The organism is Roseobacter sp. HKCCA0882, assembly GCF_037805225.1.
In the GTDB taxonomy this organism is placed as follows: Bacteria; Pseudomonadota; Alphaproteobacteria; order Rhodobacterales; family Rhodobacteraceae; genus M30B80.
The window spans coordinates 686,115-705,228 of sequence record NZ_JBBLYI010000002.1 but is presented as its reverse complement, the minus strand read 5'-3'; the positions used below and the strand labels follow the sequence as shown (position 1 = coordinate 705,228).

Annotated in this window: 22 protein-coding genes; 15 read left to right on the top strand and 7 right to left on the bottom strand. The window is 56.1% G+C overall.

Annotated features, from left to right (window positions below; translation table 11 throughout):
• The gene (trxA, locus tag AAC622_RS11775) at positions 1-321 is read left to right on the top strand and encodes a thioredoxin (RefSeq protein ID WP_340253718.1); all 321 of its coding nucleotides are present in this window, start codon (positions 1-3) and stop codon (positions 319-321) included.
• A 102-nt stretch (positions 322-423) separates the two neighbouring features.
• Here trxA and AAC622_RS11770 read toward each other — a convergent pair whose 3' ends face one another.
• A complete protein-coding gene (locus AAC622_RS11770) occupies positions 424-1,752 on the bottom strand; it encodes an ammonium transporter (protein WP_340253715.1) in 1,329 nt (442 codons plus the stop codon).
• Positions 1,753-1,783: 31 nt separating this feature from the next.
• Positions 1,784-2,122 carry a P-II family nitrogen regulator gene (locus AAC622_RS11765; protein ID WP_317657167.1) on the bottom strand — a complete coding sequence of 113 codons (339 nt, stop codon included), beginning with the start codon at positions 2,120-2,122 and terminating at the stop codon, positions 1,784-1,786.
• A gap of 247 nt (positions 2,123-2,369) precedes the next feature.
• Between AAC622_RS11765 and AAC622_RS11760 the strand changes: the two genes are divergently transcribed.
• Positions 2,370-4,544 carry a transglycosylase domain-containing protein gene (locus AAC622_RS11760; protein ID WP_340262795.1) on the top strand — a complete coding sequence of 725 codons (2,175 nt, stop codon included), beginning with the start codon at positions 2,370-2,372 and terminating at the stop codon, positions 4,542-4,544.
• On the opposite strand, the gene AAC622_RS11755 is transcribed toward AAC622_RS11760, so the two are convergent.
• Together AAC622_RS11755 and AAC622_RS11750 are read right to left on the bottom strand one after the other, a co-directional pair.
• Entirely contained in the window at positions 4,545-5,147 is a 603-nt protein-coding gene (locus AAC622_RS11755; RefSeq protein ID WP_340262793.1) for an MlaC/ttg2D family ABC transporter substrate-binding protein, read from the bottom strand.
• 14 nt (positions 5,148-5,161) lie between these two features.
• Entirely contained in the window at positions 5,162-5,998 is an 837-nt protein-coding gene (locus tag AAC622_RS11750) for an MlaA family lipoprotein (RefSeq protein ID WP_340262790.1), read from the bottom strand.
• 216 nt (positions 5,999-6,214) lie between these two features.
• Between AAC622_RS11750 and AAC622_RS11745 the strand changes: the two genes are divergently transcribed.
• The 3 genes from AAC622_RS11745 to AAC622_RS11735 all read left to right on the top strand — a co-directional run bounded on the left by AAC622_RS11745 (position 6,215) and on the right by AAC622_RS11735 (position 8,254).
• Entirely contained in the window at positions 6,215-6,682 is a 468-nt protein-coding gene (locus AAC622_RS11745; RefSeq protein ID WP_340262787.1) for a RidA family protein, read from the top strand.
• Between the two features lie 88 nt (positions 6,683-6,770).
• Positions 6,771-7,958 (top strand): GNAT family N-acetyltransferase, encoded by a 1,188-nt coding sequence (locus AAC622_RS11740; protein WP_340262785.1) that lies wholly within the window; start codon positions 6,771-6,773, stop codon positions 7,956-7,958.
• Positions 7,955-8,254, top strand: coding sequence for a 4a-hydroxytetrahydrobiopterin dehydratase (locus tag AAC622_RS11735; protein ID WP_340262782.1), 300 nt, complete (start codon positions 7,955-7,957; stop codon positions 8,252-8,254). The genes AAC622_RS11740 and AAC622_RS11735 overlap by 4 nt, the downstream gene beginning before the upstream one ends.
• Before the next feature lie 37 nt (positions 8,255-8,291).
• Here AAC622_RS11735 and AAC622_RS11730 read toward each other — a convergent pair whose 3' ends face one another.
• A complete protein-coding gene (locus AAC622_RS11730; protein ID WP_340262779.1) occupies positions 8,292-8,780 on the bottom strand; it encodes a peroxiredoxin in 489 nt (162 codons plus the stop codon).
• Between the two features lie 92 nt (positions 8,781-8,872).
• Here AAC622_RS11730 and AAC622_RS11725 point away from each other — a divergent pair, with 92 nt between their 5' ends.
• The 5 genes from AAC622_RS11725 to yaaA are packed head-to-tail and all read left to right on the top strand — an operon-like array spanning position 8,873 to position 14,232.
• The gene (locus tag AAC622_RS11725; protein WP_340262777.1) at positions 8,873-10,081 is read left to right on the top strand and encodes an NAD(P)/FAD-dependent oxidoreductase; all 1,209 of its coding nucleotides are present in this window, start codon (positions 8,873-8,875) and stop codon (positions 10,079-10,081) included.
• Positions 10,081-10,641, top strand: a complete 561-nt coding sequence (gene rsmD, locus AAC622_RS11720) for a 16S rRNA (guanine(966)-N(2))-methyltransferase RsmD (RefSeq protein WP_340262775.1) — start codon at positions 10,081-10,083, stop codon at positions 10,639-10,641. Before AAC622_RS11725 ends, rsmD begins: the two co-directional genes overlap by 1 nt.
• A gap of 2 nt (positions 10,642-10,643) precedes the next feature.
• Positions 10,644-11,303 carry an HAD family hydrolase gene (locus AAC622_RS11715; protein ID WP_340262772.1) on the top strand — a complete coding sequence of 220 codons (660 nt, stop codon included), beginning with the start codon at positions 10,644-10,646 and terminating at the stop codon, positions 11,301-11,303.
• Positions 11,304-11,363: 60 nt separating this feature from the next.
• Positions 11,364-13,406 (top strand): DNA helicase RecQ, encoded by a 2,043-nt coding sequence (gene recQ / locus AAC622_RS11710; RefSeq protein WP_340262770.1) that lies wholly within the window; start codon positions 11,364-11,366, stop codon positions 13,404-13,406.
• A 52-nt stretch (positions 13,407-13,458) separates the two neighbouring features.
• Positions 13,459-14,232: a peroxide stress protein YaaA gene (yaaA, locus tag AAC622_RS11705; protein ID WP_340262768.1), complete on the top strand. Its 774-nt coding sequence runs from the start codon at positions 13,459-13,461 to the stop codon at positions 14,230-14,232.
• On the opposite strand, the gene AAC622_RS11700 is transcribed toward yaaA, so the two are convergent.
• A complete protein-coding gene (locus AAC622_RS11700) occupies positions 14,229-14,525 on the bottom strand; it encodes a DUF1244 domain-containing protein (protein WP_340262765.1) in 297 nt (98 codons plus the stop codon). The genes yaaA and AAC622_RS11700 overlap by 4 nt on opposite strands.
• Positions 14,526-14,548: 23 nt before the next feature.
• Positions 14,549-15,319 carry an N-formylglutamate amidohydrolase gene (locus tag AAC622_RS11695; protein ID WP_340262763.1) on the bottom strand — a complete coding sequence of 257 codons (771 nt, stop codon included), beginning with the start codon at positions 15,317-15,319 and terminating at the stop codon, positions 14,549-14,551.
• 195 nt (positions 15,320-15,514) lie between these two features.
• Between AAC622_RS11695 and pyk the strand changes: the two genes are divergently transcribed.
• The 5 genes from pyk to pheS all read left to right on the top strand — a co-directional run bounded on the left by pyk (position 15,515) and on the right by pheS (position 19,108).
• Positions 15,515-16,963 carry a pyruvate kinase gene (gene pyk / locus AAC622_RS11690; protein ID WP_340262761.1) on the top strand — a complete coding sequence of 483 codons (1,449 nt, stop codon included), beginning with the start codon at positions 15,515-15,517 and terminating at the stop codon, positions 16,961-16,963.
• A gap of 6 nt (positions 16,964-16,969) precedes the next feature.
• Entirely contained in the window at positions 16,970-17,197 is a 228-nt protein-coding gene (locus AAC622_RS11685; protein ID WP_340262759.1) for a hypothetical protein, read from the top strand.
• A gap of 112 nt (positions 17,198-17,309) precedes the next feature.
• A complete protein-coding gene (gene rpmI, locus AAC622_RS11680; RefSeq protein ID WP_317657150.1) occupies positions 17,310-17,510 on the top strand; it encodes a 50S ribosomal protein L35 in 201 nt (66 codons plus the stop codon).
• A gap of 12 nt (positions 17,511-17,522) precedes the next feature.
• Positions 17,523-17,882, top strand: a complete 360-nt coding sequence (gene rplT, locus AAC622_RS11675) for a 50S ribosomal protein L20 (RefSeq protein WP_317657149.1) — start codon at positions 17,523-17,525, stop codon at positions 17,880-17,882.
• A 155-nt stretch (positions 17,883-18,037) separates the two neighbouring features.
• The gene (pheS, locus tag AAC622_RS11670) at positions 18,038-19,108 is read left to right on the top strand and encodes a phenylalanine--tRNA ligase subunit alpha (protein WP_340262757.1); all 1,071 of its coding nucleotides are present in this window, start codon (positions 18,038-18,040) and stop codon (positions 19,106-19,108) included.
• Positions 19,109-19,114: the final 6 nt, after the last annotated feature.

The following is a 19,114-nucleotide window of genomic DNA, read 5'->3' as shown; positions in this document are numbered from 1 at the left end:
ATGGCCACGACCGCAGTTACCGATGCGACCTTCGATAGCGAAGTTCGCCAATCCTCTCTCCCCGTCATTGTTGATTTTTGGGCAGAATGGTGTGGCCCTTGCCGCCAAATTGGCCCCGCTTTGGAAGAACTTTCGTCTGAGTTTGAGGGCAAGGTGAAAATCGTCAAAGTGAATGTTGATGAGAACCCATCCTCGCCGATGGAGCTGGGCGTGCGCGGCATCCCTGCATTGTTCATGTTCAAAGATGGCGAAGTGATTTCAAACAAGGTCGGCGCAGCGCCTAAAGCCGCGCTTCAGAAATGGATCGAAGACACGATCTAATTCACTTCTCAGATATGGTCAAAAGGGCGCCCTGATGGGGCGCCCTTTTCGTATGCCTCTGCCTGAAGGGAGGGAGGATCAGGCAGAGGTAGCGTTCTTTACTCAGCCTTTGGTGAAGTCAGGATAGGCTTCCATGCCCAGCTCTGCCACATCAAGGCCACGGATCTCGTCCTCCTCGGATGGGCGCAGGCCCATGATGCCTTTGAGGATGATCCAGACGATCAGCGAGGTTACAAAGACGAAGGCACCGATTGCCGCGATACCGATGATCTGCGCGCCCCAGTTGCCTGTGTAGAAGGCAACGGCAAGTGTGCCCCAGATACCTGCTACAAGGTGAACAGGGATTGCACCCACGACATCGTCGATCTTCATTTTGTCGAGCATTGGCACCGCAAAGACCACAATAACACCACCCACAGCACCAGTCAGCAGAGCGCCGAACAAGGACGGAGCGAGAGGCTCGGCAGTGATCGACACCAGACCTGCGAGAGCGCCGTTAAGCACCATGGTCAAGTCAACCTTACCAAATAGAACCTGTGTCAGGATCAGGGCGGCAACGGCACCTGCTGCTGCGGCCATATTGGTGTTGGCGAAGATACGGCTTACATCCGCAACGTCACCCACAGTGCCCATGGCCAACTGCGAACCACCGTTAAAGCCGAACCAACCCAACCACAGGATGAATGTGCCGAGCGTGGCCAAGGCAAGGTTAGAACCAGGCATTGGGTTCGTCTTGCCGTCTTTGAACTTGCCCAAACGGGGGCCAAGGACGATAGCACCTGCTAGTGCGGCAAAGCCACCTGCTGCGTGCACAAGGGTCGAGCCTGCGAAGTCGGAGAACCCAAGTTCAGACAACCAGCCACCGCCCCACTGCCAAGATGCTTCAATCGGGTAGATGAAGCCAGTCAGCACGACAACGAAGACCAAAAACGGCCATAGTTTAATGCGCTCGGCCAATGTGCCCGAAACAATCGAAGCCGTCGTGGCGCAGAACATCAACTGAAAGAAGAAGTCGGAACCGACAGATGCGTAATCCAATGCGGTATCTTCGGGGGACACGCCGACAGGCTCAAGTGAGGTTGGCGCAAAGGCCCCAAGCCAACCGCCGATGCTCCAACCATCGCCTGGATACATCAGGTTAAAGCCAACCAACCAATACATGATCGCAGCCAAAGAAAAGAGCGCGATATTTTTGGTCAGCTGCATGGTGACATTCTTGGAACGCACCAGACCCGCTTCCAACATGGCGAAACCTGCCGCCATCCAGAACACGAGGAAACCACCCATCAAGAAAAGAAGGGTCGTCAGAATATAAGAAGTGTGAAGCGCAGGTTCACCCGTAGCAACTGTGGCGTCCTGTGCAAGCCCCATTGAAGGCAGCGCGACCGAAGCGGCCACGGCGGCGAGGGGAAGGAGGGATTTGGTATTCATTGGAATGATGTCCTTCTTGTCGAAAGAGCGCTCAAAGCGCATCGTCGCCAGTTTCGCCCGTGCGCACGCGCAACGAAGACGCAACGTCCAGAACGAAAATCTTGCCATCGCCGATTTTGTCGGTTTTGGCGGTTTTGTGGATGGTGTCGACCACCTGGTCGGCAAGACCATCAGCGACCACGATTTCCAGTTTGACTTTCGGCACGAAGTTCACGGCATATTCCGCGCCGCGATAGATTTCAGTATGACCAGATTGCGAGCCAAAGCCTTTGATCTCGGTCACCATCATGCCGCGCACGCCGATCGAAGTGAGCGCCTCGCGCACTTCTTCCAGCTTGAACGGTTTAATTGCTGCAATGATGAGTTTCACGTCATTTACCCCTTGCGGTTGATGCTGTCCCCTAGGGACGTCACGGCTCTCACAACACTGTGAAACGGGGGTGGCGACAATAAAACGGGCGGCTTCCAAGGGGCTGGAACGGGAAAAATGCAAAAATTTTGCGCAAATTTTGGTATCTGCCCAATTATTAATCACATGATTTATGACTTCTTTGGCCCCTCCCCCCTCCACAAGTGAGTCGAAAAGGCCTATTTTGTAGAAAAATTGGCGGGTCAAAATGAGCAAACTCCCTTCAGGCAGACGGCCCCTCGTGGCCCCACGCCGCAATTCCGCTTCTGCATCACGCAGTGGGAGCGGTGCAGCTCGGCCTGCGCGGCGCAGTTCCAAGAAGAAGAAAAAACCAAGCGGCAATCATTCGCTGCTTGGGCGGTTTTTCCGTTGGATTGGGCGTATGGTGTTTGCCGTGGCGTGGCGTGGCGCGCTTTTCCTTGCGCTGATCCTATTTGGCTTCACCTTCTACTATTACAGCAAGCTGCCCCCCGTGTCCGACCTGTTAGACGCGCGCGCGCGCGGCTCCGTGACGATGTTGGATCGCTACGGCGAAGTTTTCGCATGGCGCGGCGAGCAATTTGGCGGCGCAATCACACGTGACACTGTCAGCCCTCACCTCTTGCATGCGGTTGTCGCAACCGAAGATCGCCGTTTTTACAATCATTTTGGCGTGAGCCCGCGCGGCATTTTGGGCGCAATGATCATTAATATGCGCGAGGGGCGCGGGCCCTTGCAGGGGCATGGTGGCTCAACCATCACGCAGCAGGTGGCCAAGCTGATGTGTTTGGGCACACCCTATGATCCAGAACTCTGGGACAGCGAAGCCGCCTATGAGGCGGATTGCCGCAAAACAACCATCGCCCGTAAACTGCAAGAAGTGCCCTTCGCCCTCGCAATGGAGTGGCGCTACAGCAAAGATGAAATCCTTAGCATCTATTTCAATCGCGCCTATCTGGGTGCGGGCACTCGCGGGTTTGAGGCGGCAGCGCAGCGGTATTTTGGAATATCCGCCGCCGAAGTTAACGCACGCCAAGCCGCAATGTTGGCAGGGCTTTTGGTGGCACCTTCCTATTTCGCTCCCACCCGCAACTTGGAGCGTGCGCAAGAGCGGGCCAATGTGATTTTGGGCCTCATGGCGCGCGAAGATTATTTGACGGCTTCTGAATTGTCCGCCGCGCGAGCCAACCCTGCCACGCTTTCGGATGCAGCCCGCGACAATATGGGGGGATATTTCGCCGATTGGATCATGTCCGAAGGGCCAAGCTTTCTGACACGCGACACCACAGAAGATGTGATCCTGCGCACCACCTTTGACCCCGCCATGCAGCGCGCCGCTGAAGACGCAATCAATGATGTTTTTACCAACCAAGTCCGCGAAGGATCAGAGGCGCAAGCCGCAATTGTTGTGATGAGCGCCGATGGGGCTGTGCGTGCCATGGTCGGGGGGCGCGATCTGCGGGGGGCAGGTTTGTTCAACCGCGCAACACAGGCACAGCGCCAGACAGGCTCGGCGTTCAAGCCGTTTGTCTACGCAACCGCGCTGGATTTGGGATGGCGTTTTGACGACCTTATTCTTGATGCGCCGCTGACATTGAACATTCCAGGCTCTGGCGCATGGTCACCTGAGAATTACTCGGGGGAATTTTATGGCGAGGTCACCCTGACCGAGGCGCTTCAAGCCTCGCTCAACACCGCTGCAGTGCGTTTGTCTGAACAGGTGGGCCGCGATTTGGTGCGGCAGGTGGCCAGTGAATTCGGCATAGAAAGCGATATGGCGGCTGGCCCTGCCTTGGCGCTTGGGGCTTCTGAATCAAGCCTCTTGGAAATGTCGGGCGCCTATGCAGGTATTTTGAATGGTGGCTCTGCGGTTACGCCTTATGGCTTGTTGGAATTGCGCCTCATGGGGGAGGACACTCCCTTAATGGGCCAAACAGGCGGTATTCGTGAGCGCGTGATCACGGATAATGCAGCGCGCCAATTGATCTATATGATGAACCAAGTGGTCGAAAATGGCACAGGGCAACGGGCCAATCTTGCCGATGTTGAAGTGGCGGGAAAGACGGGCACCACCAACTCAGCGCGGGATGCTTGGTTTATTGGCTTTACCTCCGATTATGTCGCAGGCGTTTGGATGGGTTATGACGATAACCGCCCTCTAACAGGTGTCACAGGCGGCGGATTACCCGCTGAGTTGTGGCGCCAAACAATGGAGCGTATCCAAGCAAATCAACCCGCCTCGCCTTTGCCAATGATTGACCCAATCGCCGAAGGCAGCCGCGGGCCAAATCGTGTGTTAAGCACCAATGAGGGCACAGGCCAAGTCCTAGACGGCGCGGCTGATCTTGCAGAGCAAATTTTGATGCAGGTTTTGGGCGGACTTTTGGGGCGCGGCGACCAATAATCAGCTGGCGTTGAGCGCCGCAATGAGGGCGTCAATGCTGCCGCCATTGGCATCGAGAATCGAGCGCATTTCTTGGCCTTCGGTGCTGCGAAGGTCGATGCCTTCAATCAAGATATTAAAGATGCGCGGCTGCCCAGATCCATCAGACACAAGCCAAATCACCTCAACAGGTGATTGCCCCGCAAGACGCGCGCGGGAGCGCACTTCGAAAAAGCTGCGGATCGGACGCGCACCCGTCACTTCGATTGAGCCGCCCTCAAATTCATGGAAACGCGCGCCGTATTTACGGGCAAGATACCCGCGCAAGGCCTGTGTGAACCCGCGCCGCTGCGCATCTGACGCACTGCGCCAATCCACCCCCAAGACAGTTTGGGCAATAATCGGCATATCCGCATAGCGATCCAAAATGCGCTCGAACTGTGCGGGCGAAGCCGCGGCACTGCCCGATGCAATGGCGTTTAAATCGGCGCTGACTGTCTGGATCAATGCAGCCGCATCGCCCTCGGTCATCGCGGCTTGCACCATATGCGCTGTGAAAAGCGCAAAGGACGAGGCCGCAATCAAGGCTGTCAACACAGCACGGCGGTTTGGACGGTCAAACATAGCGCGGCCACCTTTCACTGTGCATAAGGATCCGCGTAGGGATCCAGAAATGAGTCAGCATGGGGGTCAGATGCGGATGCAGCCTCCCCCTCGCCACTCACGGTTTCCAAATCACCACTTGCGAAATCGTTCAACTCAAACCGTCTGTTCTGCAGATAAATTAGTCGTGACTGAGCATAGCTATCCGCGCTGTCATAAAGCACTGTATCAATTGTGCCGCGCAACGCGTAGCGCAAGCCAACAGTGTCAGCCACGCGCACCCGCCGCGCAGCAGACAGGGCATCATCACTGGGGCTGAGATGCCCCAAGGGATTCATGGCAAAGTCAACAATAAGCCCCGTTGTATCCCGTGTGGTTGACGGGCCGAACAAAGGCAATTCCAAATACGCCCCCTCGCCCGTGCCCCAAACATGGAGGGTCTCACCGAAATCGGCGGGTTGCCCCTCGATCCCCATCAGGGTTGCGACATCAAACAGACCGACCACGCCGATGGTCGAGTTGATCAAAAACCGCGCCCCATTGGTTGCCGCCTGATCCAAACGGGCCTGAAGAAGATTATTCACGAAATTCGAAGGCTCGCCCAAATTCGAGGCCATATTACCGATACCCGTGCGCACAGGCGCCGGGATAACCGTGCCATAGACCATCGAAACAGGGCGCAAAACAACCGTATCGACACCTTTGTTAACCGCGTGCATTCCGCGATTAACGGGTTCCAAAGGATCATTTGCGCTGCGGCTTGCTGCACCATCGCCCACGGTCGAGCAGCCTGCCAGAATGGCAAAAAGACCTGCGCCAAGCACAGCTCTTGCTCCCCGCTTTTGCAATGCAAAGGTCTTCACAGCCGCCACTTACCAAAATCCTATGAGTCGCATCATGAGGATAATAGATTAGCGCTGCCTGTTGGCCAGCCCAAGGTCAGAAACAATATTTTTTAGATTTAATCACCAATGTGTGCCCATTTGGCCAAGTTATTTGCAGCTGCACTAAAATGCATCGCAATTGCCAATTGGCGGCGGCTGTGGCAGCGGTAGGGTCAAAGCAATGTTATCACAAGGGATACTGCAATGAGCCAAACCTACGAAGCCCGTCTTGCCGAACTGGGCGTGACCCTTCCAGACGCGCCCGCCCCTGCCGCCAATTATGTGCCATTCGTGCAATCGGGCAACATGGTCTATGTATCGGGCCAAATCTCGATGAAAGATGGCGCGCTGATTACCGGCAAATTGGGTGCCGATCTTGATGTGACCGAAGGCGCGGCTGCCGCCAAATGCTGCGCCATTGCCCTATTGGCCCAACTTAAGGCGGCCTGTGGCGGTGATCTTCAGCGTCTACGCCGCGTGGTGAAACTGACGGGGTTTGTAAACTCTACCCCAGATTTCACCGATCAGCCCAAAGTCGTAAATGGCGCCTCGGATTTTCTGGTTGAGGCCTTGGGGGATGCAGGGCGTCATGCCCGCTCTGCGGTTTCCGCTGCGGCTTTGCCGTTGAATGTGGCGGTTGAAATCGAAGGGATTTTCGAAATCTCCGCCTAAAGCGGACTCGCGCTGCGCGGGTCTGCCTTGACCCGCGCGGGCCATGCGCCACATCTCATACTCTGACAACAGGGTCACAGCGCGCGCAATGAGCAACGACAATCTCACCATCGAAACGCATGATCGGATCAGCGCAATTGATGCCGAAGATTGGGATCGTTGCGCCTGCCCAGAAGCGCGCGATGGGGGCAGGCCCCTCGACCCTTTTACAACCCACAGATTTCTTGCGGCGCTTGAAGATAGCGGCTCCGTTGGGACGGGTACAGGATGGCAGCCGCTCTATCTCAGCGTCAAATCTGAGGGAAAAATCATCGCCTGCGCGCCGATGTATGCCAAGTCGCACAGCCAAGGCGAATATATCTTCGACCATGCCTTTGCCGATGCCTATGTGCGAGCGGGTGGACGCTATTACCCCAAGCTGCAAATCGCCGTGCCTTTTACCCCCGCCACAGGGCGGAGATTGCTTGTCGCCCCAGAAGCAGAAGGTGTTGGGGATCGCGCGCTGATCACGGGTGCGCTTTCGGTGATGGAAGATCACCACCTATCTTCGCTTCATATCACCTTTTGCGCCAAGGACGAGGTGGCCGCCCATGCCGATGCCACCCTCCTGCCACGCAAGACCCAGCAATTTCATTGGCACAATCAGGGCTATCAAACCTTCGATGATTTTCTTTCCGAGCTCTCCTCGCGCAAGCGTAAGAACATCCACAAAGAACGGGCAGAAGCACAGAATTTTGGGGGCGAGATTGTGCTTTTGACGGGTGATCAGATCGAACCGCATCTCTGGGATGCATTCTGGGAATTTTACCAAGACACGGGCGCGCGCAAATGGGGGCAGCCCTATCTAACACGGCGCTTTTTCGATATCGCCCATGAAACCCTGCGTGACGATATGCTGTTGGCCCTTGCCATGCGCGCGGGGCAGCCCGTGGCGGGGGCGCTGAATTTCATCGGACGCGAGACGCTTTATGGCCGCTATTGGGGCTGTGTCGAAGACCATCCCTGCCTGCATTTTGAGCTGTGCTATTATCAGGCGATTGACTGGGCAATTGCGCAAGGTCTGTCACGGGTCGAGGCGGGTGCACAGGGCGGGCATAAACTGGCGCGCGGATATCTGCCCGTTGAAACCTATTCGCTGCATGCGATGCGCGAGCCCAGTTTTTCGCGCGCTGTGGAGGAATATCTCAAGGCCGAGGCCCGCGCGATGGAGGAGGAGATCGAGATCCTCACCAGCTATGGCCCGTTTCGGAAAACAGCCGTGGAGGAACAGGAATGAGCATTGCAAAACTGACCCAAGCCGAGCGCGATAGTGATCTGGCTAGCCTTATAGAAAACGGATGGTCACTTGTGGATAACCGCGATGCAATCGCGAAAACCTATCAATTTTCCAATTTTATTGCCGCTTTCGGTTGGATGACCCGCGCTGCGCTACAGGCGGAGAAACTGGATCATCACCCCGAATGGTTCAACGTTTACAACCGTGTCGAAGTGGTTCTGTCCACCCATGATGCAGGCGGCCTGACAGGTTTGGATATCAAATTGGCCCGCGCCATGGATCGCCTTGCAAGCTGAACGCCCTGCCCAACGCGAGGCAGGGCGCGCTTGTCTTTTAGATCGCCGCCAAAAGGGCTTCGCCACCTGAGATTTCGCAGGTGCCAGGGCTTTCTTCGGGATGAAATACTTTCACGATGCCGTCTTCCGCATAAAGCGCATAACGTTTTGAGCGGTCGTAGAAGCCCACAGGTTCAGCAGTAAAATTCATACCGACTGATTTGGTAAATGTTGCTGCTGGATCAGCAAGCATTGTCAAACCTGCGGCCTTTGCCCCGGTTGTCTCTGCCCATGCTTTGACCACGAAAGGATCATTCACAGAGATGCAGATGATCTCGTCCACACCTTTTTTATCAAATTCTGCCTTAGTGCGAATAAAGCTCGGCACATGGGCAGAGGTACAGGTGCCAGTATATGCGCCAGGCAGACCGAAGATCACAACTTTTCGATCCACCAGTTTATCGGTCAAAGCGATAGTTTCAGGACCATTTCCACCAATTTGCAGAAGGGTTGCTGGTGGTAGTTTAGAGCCAACGGTGATCGACATTTTTTAGGCGTCCTTCGCTTGTAAAATTTCTACGTAACTTTATAGGGTGAAGTCAAAACAACGCCAGACCAAATCTGATGAAGGGCGCGTAAATGGCAGGGATTGCAATTATCGGGGCCGGGCAGGCAGGGGCGGCGCTTGCCGCGAAACTGCGCAGCGAAGGGTATGAGGGAGAAATTGCGCTCTTTGGCCGTGAGCGCGTGCCTCCGTATCAGCGTCCGCCGTTGTCAAAGGCCTATCTTTTGGGAGAAAGCCCAAAAGAGCGCCTCTTTCTTCGCCCTGAAACCTTCTACGCCGATCAGAACATCAGCCTGCATCTTGGCCAGACCATCACCAAAATTGATGCCGCAGCACAAAGCATCACCACTGCTGAGGGGGCGGTTTTCATCTATGACCAACTTGCCTTTACCACGGGCGCAGAACCCCGCCGCCTGAGTGCCGAACAAGGGGGCGATTTGGGTAATGTTTTGACCATGCGCAGCATGGATGATGCCGACAGGCTCGCGCCCCTATTGGATGACAGCAAACGCGCTGTGATTATCGGAGGCGGTTATATCGGTTTAGAGGCCGCCGCCGTCTGCGCCAAGCGCGGGATGCAGGTTACTGTAATCGAGGCCACCCCACGCATCTTGGGCCGTGTCGCTTGTGAAGAAACCGCCACCTATTTCCGCGACTTGCATGAGGGCAATGGTGTCACCTTCCGCGAAGGCGTAGGGCTTGATCGGCTCAGTGGCACCGATGTGGTGCAGGCGGTGCATCTCATCTCGGGCGAGACTTTGGCGGCGGATTTGGTTTTGGTTGGCATCGGGATCATACCTGAAACCCAACTGGCCGAAGCCGCAGGGGTTGCGCTCGATCGGGGGATCGCAACAGACGAGATGGGGGCAACCTCGCGTCCGCATATTTGGGCCGCTGGGGATTGCACAAGCCTACCCTATCGGGGGGAACGTATCCGCCTTGAATCGGTGCAAAACGCGATTGATCAAGCCGAGGCTGTGGCCTGTAACATGCTTGGGGCTGCAACACCTTATGTCCCCAAGCCTTGGTTCTGGTCGGATCAATATGACACGAAACTGCAAATCGCAGGATTGAACACGGGCTATGATCGCATTGTCATTCGCGACAATGGCGAGGATGCGCGCTCGCATTGGTATTATCAGGGCGACACGCTCTTGGCGGTGGACGCGATGAATGACCCCCGCGCTTATATGGTGGGCAAACGATTGATTGAAGCGGGCAAAAGCCCCGATGCAGCAGCCATTCAAGATACAAGCGGCGATATAAAATCGCTCCTGCGCTGATGCGGATTATTGGCGGGACATTGCGCGGCAAGAAATTGGCCGAGCTTGGCGCGGGTGATCTGGCAGCACATTTGCGACCGACCTCTGACCGCGTCCGCGAAAGCCTGTTCAATCTATTGATCAATGGCGCGCGCGGAAATCTTGTGTCAGAGGCCCGCGTCCTTGATCTTTTTGCAGGGACGGGCGCCTTGGGGTTGGAGGCACTGAGCCGAGGTGCGGACTATGTGCAATTCGTGGAGAACGGCGCGAAATCAAACGCCATTCTGCGCGAGAATATCACCGCCTGCCGCGCCGAAGCGAACACCCACCTTCACCGAATGGATGCGCTGAAACTGGGGCGCGCGGCATTGCCCCCCTCGACCCTTATCTTCCTTGATCCGCCCTATGGAAAATCCATGGGTGAAGAAGCCCTTGCCGCAGCCCTGTCGGGCGGTTGGATCGCGCCCGAGGCAATTGTGGTTTGGGAGGAAAGCACCCCCCCTGTTTTGCCACCAGAATTCACCCTTCTTGATCAGCGCAGCTATGGTGGCACGCTGATTACCCTAGCCCAAAGAATTTAATCATGTCCCTCTCTGCCACCCCTCATCTTGTGATTTTCGACTGCGATGGCGTCTTGGTGGATAGTGAGCCAATCACGAACCAAATCTTGGTCGACAATCTGGCGCGTTATGGTTTGCAGGTGTCCCCTGCCGATTGCATGACGCTTTTTGTGGGCGGCACGATGCGGGGGGTAGAGACCCGCGCGCGCGAGTTGGGGGCTGACTTGCCCAAAAATTGGATTGACGAGATTTACGGCGATATTTACGCGCGCCTGCGCCGAGGCCTGCCATCCGTTCGCGGAATCGAAGCCGTGCTTGATCGGCTAGAGGCGGCAGATATTCCCTATTGTGTGGCCTCAAATGGCAGTGAGGAAAAGATGGAGATCACCCTTGGCGCAACGGGGCTTGCGCGCCGCTTTGAGGGCAATCGCTTTTCGGCCCATACGCTTGGCGTGGCCAAACCTGATCCGCGCTTGTTTTTGATTGCGGCTGAGAAAATGGGGGGCGATGCCGCCCATGCCGCAGTGATCGAAGACAGCCCCACAGGCGCAAAAGCGGCCGCGCGGGCGCATATTCCCTGCTTTGGCTATGCGGAACATGATGACGGCGCGCGCCTTGCTGCGGAAGGGGCCTATGTATTCCACGATATGGCGGATTTGCCTGCGCTTTTGTGCTTGCCTTAACCTTGTGCCTTTGGCCCCGATATGGGACAGAAGGGCCAAAGCAGCAAAAAATAATCAGGCATGAGCAGCGCAGAGGCCCTTTTATCCCGTGTATTCGGCTTCCAAAGTTTCCGCCTTGGACAGGCGGAGATTGTCGAGGCCGTGGCCAAAGGTGAAAACGTCCTTGCCATTATGCCGACAGGTGGAGGGAAATCCCTTTGCTTTCAGTTGCCCGCCTTGATGCGTGATGGCGTCACTTTGGTCATTTCGCCCCTTATTGCATTGATGCGAGACCAAGTGCGGGGCTTGCGCGAGGCAGGGATCAATGCAGGCGCGCTCACCTCAGGCAATACGGCCGAAGAAACCGATGCGGTCTGGGACAGTCTGTCCAAAGGCGAATTAAAACTTCTCTATATCGCGCCAGAACGCTTGGCCTCGGGCGGGGTGGAGCGGGTTTTGGCAAAATCGAATGTCAGCTTGATTGCCGTGGATGAGGCCCATTGTGTCAGCCAGTGGGGCCATGACTTTCGGCCTGATTATCTGAAAATTGGCGCTCTCAGGCGCAGCCTTGATGTGCCGCTTGCGGCCTTCACCGCGACAGCGGATGCCGAAACCCGTGCCGAGATTGTGACGCGGCTCTTTGATGACCAAGCCCCCCAAACTTTTTTGCGCGGCTTTGACAGGCCAAATTTGAGCCTTGCCTTCGAGGTGAAAAATCAACCACGCCAACAAATCTTATCTTTTGCAGCAGCCCGCAAAGGACAGTCAGGCATTGTCTATTGCGGCACACGCGCAAAGACAGAAACCTTGGCACAAGCCATGCGCGAGACGGGACACAATGCCTGCTTTTATCATGGCGGGATGGAGGCCGAAGATCGGCGCATCGTTGAAAGCCGCTTCGCCAATGAGGATGGTTTGGTTGTGGTTGCCACCATCGCCTTTGGAATGGGGGTCGATAAACCCGATATCCGTTGGGTGGCCCATGCCGATCTGCCCAAATCCATTGAAGGCTATTACCAAGAAATTGGGCGCGCAGGTCGCGATGGCGCACCTGCGGACACGCTCACACTTTACGGCCCCGATGATATCCGATTTCGCCGCACCCAAATTGACGAGGGGCTTGCCCCGCCAGACCGCAAAGCGGCAGATCACGCACGGCTGAACGCGCTTTTGGGTTTGGCCGAGGCTATTTCTTGCCGCAGGCAGGTCTTGCTGCGTTATTTTGGGGAAGTTAGCGCGCCTTGCCAGAATTGCGATCTGTGCCAAACCCCGCCCGCGTTATTCGAAGCGGGCGAGGCCGTTCAAAAGGCGCTATCGGCAATTTTGCGCACAGGCGAAAGTTTCGGCGTTGGCCATCTAACCGATATTCTGGTCGGCAATCCCACCGAAAAAGTGCGCGAGCGGGGCCATGACAGTTTGCCCACATTTGGGGTCGGGCGCGAATTTGATACGCGGGGATGGTCAGCCGTTTTTCGGCAAATGATGGGCCATGATTTGGTGCGCCCTGACCCGACACGGATGGGCGCTTTGCGGATGACTGAGGCCGCGCGACCGATATTGCGCGGGGAACAGGGCATCACACTGCGCCGCGATACCGTGCAAAAAACAACGCGCCAACCACAGGTCAAAACACTCGTTTCCGAGGATGATGCGCCCCTATTATCTGCCCTCAAGGCCAAGCGCCGTGCATTGGCCGAGGCGGGCGGCGTGCCACCCTATGTCATTTTCACCGACAAAACCCTGATCGAAATGGCGCAAACGCGGCCCCAAGACCTTGACGCTATGGCACGCATCTCAGGCGTAGGCGCGGTTAAACTGGAACGCTATGGCACAGATTTTCTGGCCATCATTACAGGGGAAAGCAGCGCCAAGCTGCATCCTGCACGCCGCAAATTGGCGGGGCAGGCAGGGGCTGATCTCTATGATCAATTGCTCGAGTGTCAGGCGGGGCTCTATTACGGGGCAGATAACACCGAAAAACCCTTAAGCTGCACCGCTGCGCAAATCGCGAAAATTGCGCAAATGCGTCCGCGAGATTCGCAGAGCCTGTCGCGGATTCTGGATGAAAAGCGTATCGCACGATTTGGTGACGCTTTTCTCGAAATTTTGCGCACGGGTGGATAATCACCGCGCCTAAGCCTAAGTTAGGGTCAAGTTCTGGTTCAGGAGGTTTGATATGCTGGTCGTCATTTCCCCCGCAAAGCGTCTTGATTGGGCTGCGCAAGAGGCAGCCACAACCACACCTGCCTTTGCCGCGAACGCGCGCGAATTGGCGGCCGTGGCTAAGAAACTGAAACCCGCTGATCTTAAAAAGCTGATGTCCATCTCTGACGATTTGGCAAAGCTGAACCATGAGAGGTTCCAGAATTTTGAGGCCGAAACCGATCTGCGCCCCGCAATCTATGCTTTTGCAGGGGACACTTATACGGGACTAGAGGCGCAAAGCCTCTCTGACGATGGTTTGCGCTATGCCCAAGACCATTTGCGAATTTTATCGGGGCTTTATGGTGTTCTGCGCCCGCTGGACGCCATTGCGCCCTATCGCCTTGAGATGGGCAGCCGCATGAAAAACGCCAAAGGGGCCAACCTCTATGCCTATTGGGGCGATCGTTTGGCACAAGCCTTAAACGAGCAGGCACAAGCCACTGGCAGCACATATTTGGTTAACTGCGCCTCGGTCGAATATTTCGGAGCGGTGGATGAAAGCAGCCTCGCCCTGAAGGTCATCACCCCCGTTTTCATGGAGGACAAACCCGCAGGGCCAAAAATCGTGAGTTTTTTCGCGAAAAAAGCACGCGGTGCAATGGCACGGTTTATTGTTGAAAACCGCATCACCGACCCTGAAGGCCTCAAGGATTTTGATCTTGGCGGCTATAAATTCGCGCCAGAGCTCAGCACAGCAGAAAAGCCGACTTTCCTGCGGGATGAGGCCGCTGCGAAGGCGGCTTAATCGGCGGGTTTGTTCTTTTCGAAATCAGCCAATTGCGCGGCGCTCGCATCGGATTGATACTGCGCTTTCCAATCGTCGTAGGGCATTCCGTAAATTGCTTCGCGGGCCGTTTCTTTGTCGATGGAAAGACCCTGTTCCTCAGCCGCTTCTTGATACCACCGCGAGAGGCAATTGCGGCAGAACCCTGTCAGGTTCATCATATCAATATTCTGAACATCTTTGCGGCTATCAAGATGCGCCAATAGGCGGCGAAATGCGGCGGCTTCAAGTTCGGTGCGGGTATGCTGATCCATTCTGCCCTCTCCTTTATCTTACACTAAACTTGGGCATCCCGAAGGGCTTGGTCAAGCAAAGGGGCCAATCGCACGGCCCATGCTTTTTGATCCTCAGGGCGTTCAATCAAATCATTGCGCAATTCAATCAACACATGGGGTCGCCCTGTCTGTAGGCCATGGCGATCCATTGCATCCCCACCCAAGGCCCCTGAATAGGGTTGGTTATCACCCACACAAAGATCCGCTTCGCCACGCAATAGATCAAGCAGTGGCGCAGCCAAGCGCGTGTCTTGTGCATAGAGCACCCCAACTTGCCACGGGCGCAGGGCGCGACCGCGGAATTTCGGGGTAAAGGAATGCACCGCCAAAAGCACAGGATTGGACCGCCCAGCAATCACTTGGGCCAAAGCGTTGTGATAGGGGCGGTGGAACTTCGCCAAGCGGCGCTCAACTTCAACTTCGTCCACATGGCGATTGGTCGGAATAATGGTTCCATCATACAGTTTCATCACCAAGGTCGGATCATCCTCGCCCCGATTGGGATCAATCACCAAACGTGAAAAAGTCGAGGCGACAACGGGCGCATCTATCAGCACACCCAAATGGCGCGCGACACCCAAAGCACCGACATCATAGGCGATATGGCGCGCCATATCTTCGGGCGCGATTTGAAGATCACCGCCGTTGACACAAGGCGGCACCATATTGGACGCATGATCCACCGAAATTACCCAACGAGAGGGACGCATTTCCCCCTCGACTGTGACAGGCACAAAATCAGGATCCGATATTTGCAAGTTTGACTTAGCCATCGTCACGGAATGCTCACCCTTGTTTGTCAGATTGGGGTTGAATATCAATCGAACTGACAAAGGGCTAGGTCATCAATTCGAATTGAAGATAGATTGCTCTTATTCGCGCTTCGTCTATAAGAGGCACAAGATGTGAGCGCTAACATTCGCGCAAAGCAGAACCAGACCAAGAGAGCGGCCAGAGGGGAAGATCGGATGAAACGGATGCGGAATGTGAAAATTGTTGCGACATTGGGGCCTGCCTCCAGTGACGAAGCGACAATTGAGGCGCTGTTTGAAGCAGGCGCGGATGTGTTCCGCCTTAATATGAGCCATGGCACGCAGGACGACATCGCCGCCCGCCATGCGATCATTCGCCGTATCGAAGAAAAAACAGGCCGCCCCATAGCAATCTTGGCCGATTTGCAAGGGCCAAAACTACGCTGCGGCGTGTTTGAGGACGATGCCGCGCAAGATCTCAAAGAGGGGGCTGCCTTCCGTTTTGACCTCGACAAAACACCGGGCGATGCGACCCGCGTTTGTCTACCCCATCCAGAAATTTTCGAAGCCTTGGAAGTTGGCGCGCATCTTTTGGTCAATGATGGCAAGCTTAAACTGCGCGTCACCAAATGCGGCAAGGATTTTGCCGATTGTGTCGCGCTCAATGCAGGCACAATTTCGAACCGCAAGGGCGTGAACGTGCCTGATGTGGTGCTGCCTTTGGCGGCGCTTTCGGCAAAAGACCGCAGTGATCTGGAATTTGCTTGCGAATTGGGGGTGGATTGGTTGGCGCTGTCCTTTGTGCAGCGTGCCGCTGACGTTGAAGAGGCCCGTGGATTGGCGAAGGGCCGTGCGGCGATCTTGTCGAAAATTGAAAAGCCCGCGGCCGTGAAGGCGTTTGATGAAATCCTTGCCGCTTCAGATGGGATCATGGTGGCACGCGGTGATTTGGGCGTGGAATTGCCAGTGCAAAACGTGCCGCCCATCCAAAAACGTCTGGTGCGCAAATGCCGCTCTGCGGCCAAGCCGGTGATTGTGGCAACCCAGATGCTTGAATCCATGATCGAAAGCCCCGTGCCAACCCGCGCCGAAGTCTCGGATGTGGCAACCGCGATTTATGAGGGTGCGGATGCTGTCATGCTCAGCGCTGAATCAGCGGCGGGCCAATATCCGATTGAGGCCGTGCGCACGATGGACGCGGTCGCGCACGAAGTGGAAAGTGATCAGACCTATCGCGAAGTTATTGACGCGTCCCGCCGTGTGAACCGCGCCAGTGTTGCGGATGCAATCGTGGTGGCCGCGCGGGAAATCGCCGAAACCACCAACATCAAAGCGATTTGCTGCTTCACCCAATCAGGCACCACCGCCGCCCTTGTGGCTCGCGAGCGGCCTTGCGTGCCCGTGATTGGCCTGACGCCCGTCTTACGCGTGGCGCGGCGGATGTGTTTGACATGGGGAACAACCTGCGTGCTGACCGAAAAGGTCGAGCGGTTCAAAGGCGCCGTCATCAGCGCCGCGCGCGCCGCGCGTGAAGGTGGGTTTGCCGAGGCTACGGATCAGATTGTGGTGACCGCAGGCGTGCCGTTTAACGTGCAAGGCACAACAAATATTCTGCGGGTCGCCCCTTGTGATGAACGGCTGATTTATTCTGCCGATCCTGAGTAAATTTGAATGGCCCTTGCAAACCTACTTTTGGTGACAGGGACACTCTGTGCAGGGTTCGGCGCGGTTGCGGTGATCTCAGCTTGGGCAAATCGCAAACGAAACGTCACCGCGGCGGGCGTTTTGGGGGCAGGGCTGGCGATGCTGATTGCGGTTTATACCCTCGGCGGCCTTCCCATCGGATGGGCGCCATTTGCAGCAAGTTTTGTTGAGGTGGCGGCACTTATACTCCGCTGAAGAGGGGTTGCGCTTTCACCGTTTTGGGGGTAAGCGGCGCTTTCCAACGGTGCGATCGGCCAAAAGTGGCATGCCGAATCGCGCTTGAACGTTGCCTAAGAAGGAGACGAAAATGCCCAAGATGAAGACGAAGTCGAGCGCCAAAAAGCGCTTCAAAATGACGGCGAGTGGCAAGGTCAAAGCTGGCCAAGCTGGCAAGCGCCACGGCATGATCAAGCGGACAACCAAGTTCATCCGCGACGCGCGCGGCACGACAACATTGTCAGCCCCTGACGCGAAGATCGTCAAAACCTACATGCCATACGCTCGTTAAGGAGGCGCTGAGATGTCCCGCACAAAAGGTGGTACCGTCACCCATCGCCGTCACAAGAAGGTTCTTGACGCGGCTAAAGGTTATTATGGCGCGCGTTCGCGCAACTTCCGCACTGCAACGCAGGCGGTCGATAAAGCCAACCAATACGCAACCCGCGACCGCAAGGCGCGTAAGCGTCAATTCCGCGCTTTGTGGATTCAGCGCATCAACGCTGCCGTGCGCAGCTTTGATGCCGATCTGAGCTATTCGCGCTTTATCAATGGCCTTGCAAAAGCAGGGATCGAAGTCGACCGCAAGGTTCTGGCTGATCTCGCTGTGCATGAGCCCGAAGCGTTTGGGGCGATTGTTGCACAGGCGAAAGCCGCGCTCTAATCTGCGCCAAAATTTGGTAAGTGAAACCCCTGCCAACGATTTGGCGGGGGTTTTTCTTTGCTGAACACCCAGCCAAAAGCCGTTGCCCCTGTTGCAGGCCTTGCATTTGAGGGTTCTTGTGATAGCTCAAGCGGCGATTCTACGGAGACAAACCCATGACCGCATTTGATGACCTGCGCCACCTTTGGCTTGATCGCATTGCTCAGGCTTCGGACGAAGCCTCGCTTGAAGAGTTGCGTGTGACTGCCCTTGGCAAAAAAGGTGAGATCAGCCTGAAGATGCGCGAGCTTGGGCAGATGAGCGCCGAAGAGCGTCAGGTTGCAGGCCCCGCGCTGAACGCGCTGAAGGATGAGGTCAACAGCGCGCTTGTAGCGAAGAAATCCGCGCTTGGCGATGCCGCGCTAGATGAACGGCTGAAGGCAGAATGGCTAGATGTGACCCTGCCCGCCCGCCATCGCCGTCAGGGCAGCATCCACCCCGTGAGCCAAGTCACCGAAGAAGTCACCGCGATTTTTGCGGATATGGGCTTTGCCGTGGCAGAAGGCCCGCAGATTGAAACGGATTTCTACAATTTCGATGCGCTGAATATTCCAGGCCATCACCCTGCCCGCGCGGAGATGGACACATTCTACACCCACCGCGCCGAAGGGGATGACCGCCCGCCCCATGTGCTACGCACGCACACAAGCCCCGTGCAAATTCGTTATATGGAGGCCAATGGCGCGCCTTGCCGCATCATTGCACCTGGTCGCGTCTATCGCGCCGATTACGACCAGACCCATACACCGATGTTCCATCAGGTCGAGGGCTTGGCAATTGATAAAGATATTTCAATGGCCAATCTGAAATGGGTTTTGGAGGATTTCTTCTCGGCCTTTTTCGGCACGACAGTCAAAACGCGCTTCCGCGCCTCGCATTTCCCCTTCACCGAACCTTCCGCCGAGGTAGACATCCAATGCTCGTGGGAAGGCGGCACGGTGAAAGTGGGCGAGGGAAATGACTGGCTCGAGGTGTTGGGGTCAGGCATGGTGCACCCAAAGGTGCTGCAAGCAGGCGGGATTGACCCCAATGAATGGCAGGGCTTTGCCTTTGGCATCGGGATCGACCGCTTGGCAATGCTGAAATACGGCATCCCCGATCTGCGCGCGTTTTTCGATTCAGACCTGCGCTGGCTGCGCCATTACGGCTTTGCGAGCTTGGATATGCCGAATTTGCATCGGGGGTGAGGGGGA